Genomic DNA, 4,247 nt, shown 5'->3' with positions numbered 1-4,247 from the left:
GCGGCTCCGTTTTGGCAGGCGACACAGCAGACGTGCCATGCACCGTGGTGGTGGTGTGGGTGGTCGGCGGCAGTTGGATGTGAAACTCCTGCCGCAGGTATTCAATCGTTGGTGGCGGTTGGGGGTGGTCTTTGTCGCAGGAAGTGAGTGTGAGCAGGCAGGTGACTGCCAGCCCGTGAAGTGATTTGATTTTCATGTGGGTTCTCCTTTCGGGGTTGAAACGCCGACAGCCCACGCACCCGGTGAAGGGCAGGTGGGCTGTCAGGCGTCGGGTTGGGTGTTGGGATTACGCGGCCTTTTTGAACTTGAGCTGGCCGGTGCTGCAGGCGCTGCGCGGGATGTCATCACGCCGGCCGAGATAAACGGGCTGATACACACAGCCACTCTCTGGGAACGCATACAGGTAGCGCACCTCCACGATGTCATCCTTGGCGGGGACATCGCGGTTGGGTGGAATGGTGACGTTGCCGGCGGGGACCATGCTGCCCTGCTGGAGCAGGGCGAGGCTCACACTACGCTGTTCATTGATCTGGCTCACCAGGAAGGAGGCCGTTTCATAGAACTTGAGTTTGAGTGCATCGCCACCGCTGGCAGGACGCCCCGTGGTGTAGGAGGCATTGTGGTGCTTGAATACGACCCCTTCGGCGTTGTCGGCTTTGAGCTGGTCCAGCAGTGCCGCCTTGGTGGCGGTGTTGCTGGCCGTCTCAGCCATGCCGAGGTGGGCGCTGGAGTGGTCGATGAGGTCGGACAGACTGAGCAGGCGCTCATGGCAGGGCATGGGCCGGTAGTCGGTGCCGTTGAGTTCGAGCAGGTCGAAGGCGATGAACTGTTCGCCGACCAGCTCGCCATCTAGCATGAACTGGCCGTGGAGTGCTTCCACGGCGTTGAGGATGACCTGCGGCAGCGAGACGATCAAACCAGTGCGGTTGATGCCGTCGGTGCCATGGTCGCTGTGGCGGATGAGCAGGCGGCGGCCATCGAACTTCTCTTGCATGATCCATTGGGGATCACGCACCAGCATGACGGCTTCCATCTCTCCGATGGGATTGAGCAACTGCGGCAGGATGCCGGTGGCCTGCTGGGCCTTGTCGCTGTGCTGCCAGGGCGTGCCAGACTCGCCGGGCGTGTAGCCCTTGGCGGTCTTTTCGCGCACCAGCTTGTCATAGATGCCCTTCGCTTTTTGATAGTCTACGGGGGACTGAGTTTTGGTGCCGGTGGTCAGCGCGGAACCGCGCCGCCCGTAGGCGAAGTGGACGACGAAGCCGCCGTCCTTGGGTTGAATGCCCGCCTGATAGATTTTGTCAGACGAGCCTTCACGGAAGTAGAGCGTGATTTGCTCCATGTGTGTTTCTCCTTTCGGTTGGGTGTTGTGGGTTGAAACAAAAAGAGCCGGCCACGGGAGGTGGACGGCTCTGTTTGAAAAATGTTAGCGTTAACTGACCAGGCCTTCTCCTTGAGAAATTAGAGACTTATAGCATGCCTCAATCGTAGCCGATGCCGTGGAAACTCAACGAGATCGACTTGAGCCAAAAGCTTCCATTCGCAATTTGCGGAGTTCCGCAACGCCGAATGAACTACTCAAAATAAATTCCACATTTGCAGCCTCTGTGTTTTGAAAACCGAACGTCCTTAGGAAGTTGGCGTCACCCAAAATTCCGCCGAGGCAGATTGCGATCATGCTGGCTGTGTCCGAAAGCTCAGTTTCGGTCATCTGAATGCTGCTCTCGCGGAGAGCTTGTATCAAGGATTCCCGGCGGGTTGCATCTCGTATTGTGACACATTTGCTGAGCAGCGTCATTAATCCAAACTCGTTGGCAATTGCGGTTTTAAATGAAACAGGGAAGTTTTTGTCTTTTTCTGCGAACAAGCGTTTGCACGCCGTCTGTCTCAGCTCTTGGCCGTTGAAAGAACCGGCCAAGCAAAGATGCACTAAATTTCCTGGATCAGCGATGTCGTCCACGCTTAGGTTGCGACGAGTAGAGTAAATCGCCGATGCAAAATTATCGAAAATTGAATTCGGAAGAAGATCTTCTTCGAGCTTTTTTAGTGCGGGTTTCAGGAGGGAGATTTGACCCGATTGGAGTGCCAAATTCAAATCGTGTTTAATGAATCTCATCAGGCTGGTCCCATCTTTAAACGTCATGGATTCCAGTTGTGAGGAACTCAAATTAGACGCGATTTTATCCACGGCTATGACTTCCTTAATGAGCGAACTCCCATTAAGGTCGATGATGTTTCTGACGACGATCTCGCGAATCTTTTCGATTGAAATGGCCGTTACCTGATTGGCCATAGCAGAATCCACAACCGCAGTCCTCAGCGATATTTCATCTCGAAAGATATAATTCGGCGGGCATTCAAGTGGGGGATTTTGAGCGGCCGCATTTTTTGTTTTGGAGAGAGTGGATTCGATTGCTGAGTTGATGCGGATTTGGGAACCGGGGTTCAAGTTTTCTGATTTAACCCACTCTCTAGCAACAGAAGGTGAAAAAGAACTTTCAAGGGAATTACGATCCAGCACGGCGTATAATGAAGCACTGAGGGCAGCGGCCACCGCTGTATTTCCAGAGGAAATATTGGTGGCGGCCAATCGATCAACGTTTTTGATTTTTTCGAGGACGTTCTTTTTGGCGTTGTCTCGAACTGAGATTGCTTGCTGACGAATTCTCTTCGCGTCGTCGATGTAGATCGATGCCTGCCTGGGTTGGGGTCCGGTCAAACTGCTTCCCACTGTAACGGCGTGGTTTGCAGCAGCCTCTTTTTTCCTGGCCTGCGTTTCCGCATCTTTGATCTGATTTTCTGCATTTGCCAAATCAGTTTCCATTTTGAAAAGCTCATTAATTGCAACCGCGAGTTCGTAAATGGTTTTATCTCCTTGGAAGGAGTTCTTGTACAAAACGCCAAGGCTTTGGACCGCTGCTGTAGCATCAGCCGTTGTTGGAGGCGTCTGCTTCCGCAACGGTTTCAACGATTCGATCACTGCTTGCGATGCCAATGGGGTGCTTGCTTGTGCAACTGCAAATTGGTGAGTGAACACCGAAATCGACAGAAGCAGACGGAAATATACGGAATTCATATCTTTCGCTGTTGTGGGTTCGATTGCCACACCTCCAATGAGGAGGTGTGCGTGTTTCTACACTACCGATGGGTGAGTGTAAAGGGAACAGCTCGCCTCCTATGCTTGCGGTCGAATGGAAAGCCCGACCCTCAAACGCCTTTTGGCGAGATTGAAGCAGTTGCGAACGCAACTGGGGCTGACTCAGGAGGAATTCGCGGACAAATTCGGTTTGTCGTACAAGTATTATCAGGCGGTTGAGGCAGGCAGGAAAAAGGATCTTCGCTTGTCCACGTTGGATCGTCTTGCGGCTATCCACGGTTTGGAGGCATGGCAATTGCTCCTCCCAATTCAAGTCAAACCTCCGGCTAAAGCAGCTCGTGTTCGCAAGGTGCTGAAAACCAAGGATGTCCGAAAATGAAAGCGGCTCCGGTGGGCATTCCCGGAGCCGCAGGTGTGCTTAGTGCCATCGACGGCACTCGTTGAAGAACTCGCAACTGCCGCACTGCAGGCCAGGCGCGGGCACGAAGTCCTCCATTTCCAGTCCTCGCACGTAGGAGTGGATCATCCGCAGGAGCTTGTCCTGCTGCTCCTGGCTGGCTGGCCCGCTGCGGGTGACAACCAGCTTTGGCGTTTTGAGCCGCACCAGATGATGCAGTTCAATGCCACTCTCCTGCCGGTCGGTCGCCTCGCGGTAGAGCATGGCATACGAGGTCGTCTGCACTTCGGTGAAGTGCAGTACCTTCTCGCCGTCGGGTGTGCGGCTGGTCGTCTTGTAATCGACGATGCAGCCGCCTTTTCTCACCAGATCCAAGATGCCCACGAGCCTGGGCCGTCCATGTCGGGCAAGATCCAGCTCGACCGAGACCTCCACACCCTCGGGGCGCTCATCCAACGGGATGGGCGTATCACGCAGGTAGGATTCCAGTAGGGCGAAAGCACCGGCCTTGGTGCTTTCTTCTTCACCCTCCCAATCCAGCGGCTGTTCCTGCTCGGCATCGAGCCATGCCTGATCGAACACGGTTCGCACCATGTCGCCCATCAGCGGGGCTTTGCGCCATCGGGCGAGGTTCCACTGCTGCAGCACGGCATGCACGATGGTGCCCACCCGCATCGCTGCGGATGGCGGCTTCGGAATGCCGGCGAGGTACCGGAAGTAGAACTTCAGCCGACACGACAACCACGTCCCCAA

Annotated in this window: 5 protein-coding genes; 1 reads left to right on the top strand and 4 read right to left on the bottom strand. The window is 54.9% G+C overall.

Features of this window, described 5'->3' with window-relative positions; genetic code table 11:
• The 3 genes from PSV43_RS09690 to PSV43_RS09680 form a co-directional block, all read right to left on the bottom strand.
• A partial coding sequence (locus tag PSV43_RS09690) for a hypothetical protein (RefSeq protein WP_300196204.1) occupies positions 1–196 on the bottom strand: 196 nt, incomplete at its 3' end.
• 90 nt (positions 197–286) lie between these two features.
• The gene (locus PSV43_RS09685; RefSeq protein ID WP_300196202.1) at positions 287–1,342 is read right to left on the bottom strand and encodes a WGR domain-containing protein; all 1,056 of its coding nucleotides are present in this window, start codon (positions 1,340–1,342) and stop codon (positions 287–289) included.
• Positions 1,343–1,507: 165 nt separating this feature from the next.
• Entirely contained in the window at positions 1,508–3,106 is a 1,599-nt protein-coding gene (locus tag PSV43_RS09680; RefSeq protein ID WP_300196201.1) for a hypothetical protein, read from the bottom strand.
• A gap of 85 nt (positions 3,107–3,191) precedes the next feature.
• Between PSV43_RS09680 and PSV43_RS09675 the strand changes: the two genes are divergently transcribed.
• A complete protein-coding gene (locus tag PSV43_RS09675) occupies positions 3,192–3,476 on the top strand; it encodes a helix-turn-helix transcriptional regulator (protein ID WP_300196199.1) in 285 nt (94 codons plus the stop codon).
• 39 nt (positions 3,477–3,515) lie between these two features.
• Here PSV43_RS09675 and PSV43_RS09670 read toward each other — a convergent pair.
• Positions 3,516–4,247: PD-(D/E)XK nuclease family protein (locus PSV43_RS09670; protein ID WP_300196197.1), on the bottom strand; the 732-nt coding region annotated here is incomplete at its 5' end.

This window comes from Prosthecobacter sp. (assembly GCF_029946185.1).
In the GTDB taxonomy this organism is placed as follows: Bacteria; Verrucomicrobiota; Verrucomicrobiia; order Verrucomicrobiales; family Verrucomicrobiaceae; genus Prosthecobacter.
The sequence above is the reverse complement of the archived record's forward strand: the minus strand, read 5'-3'. Positions and strand labels throughout refer to the sequence as shown.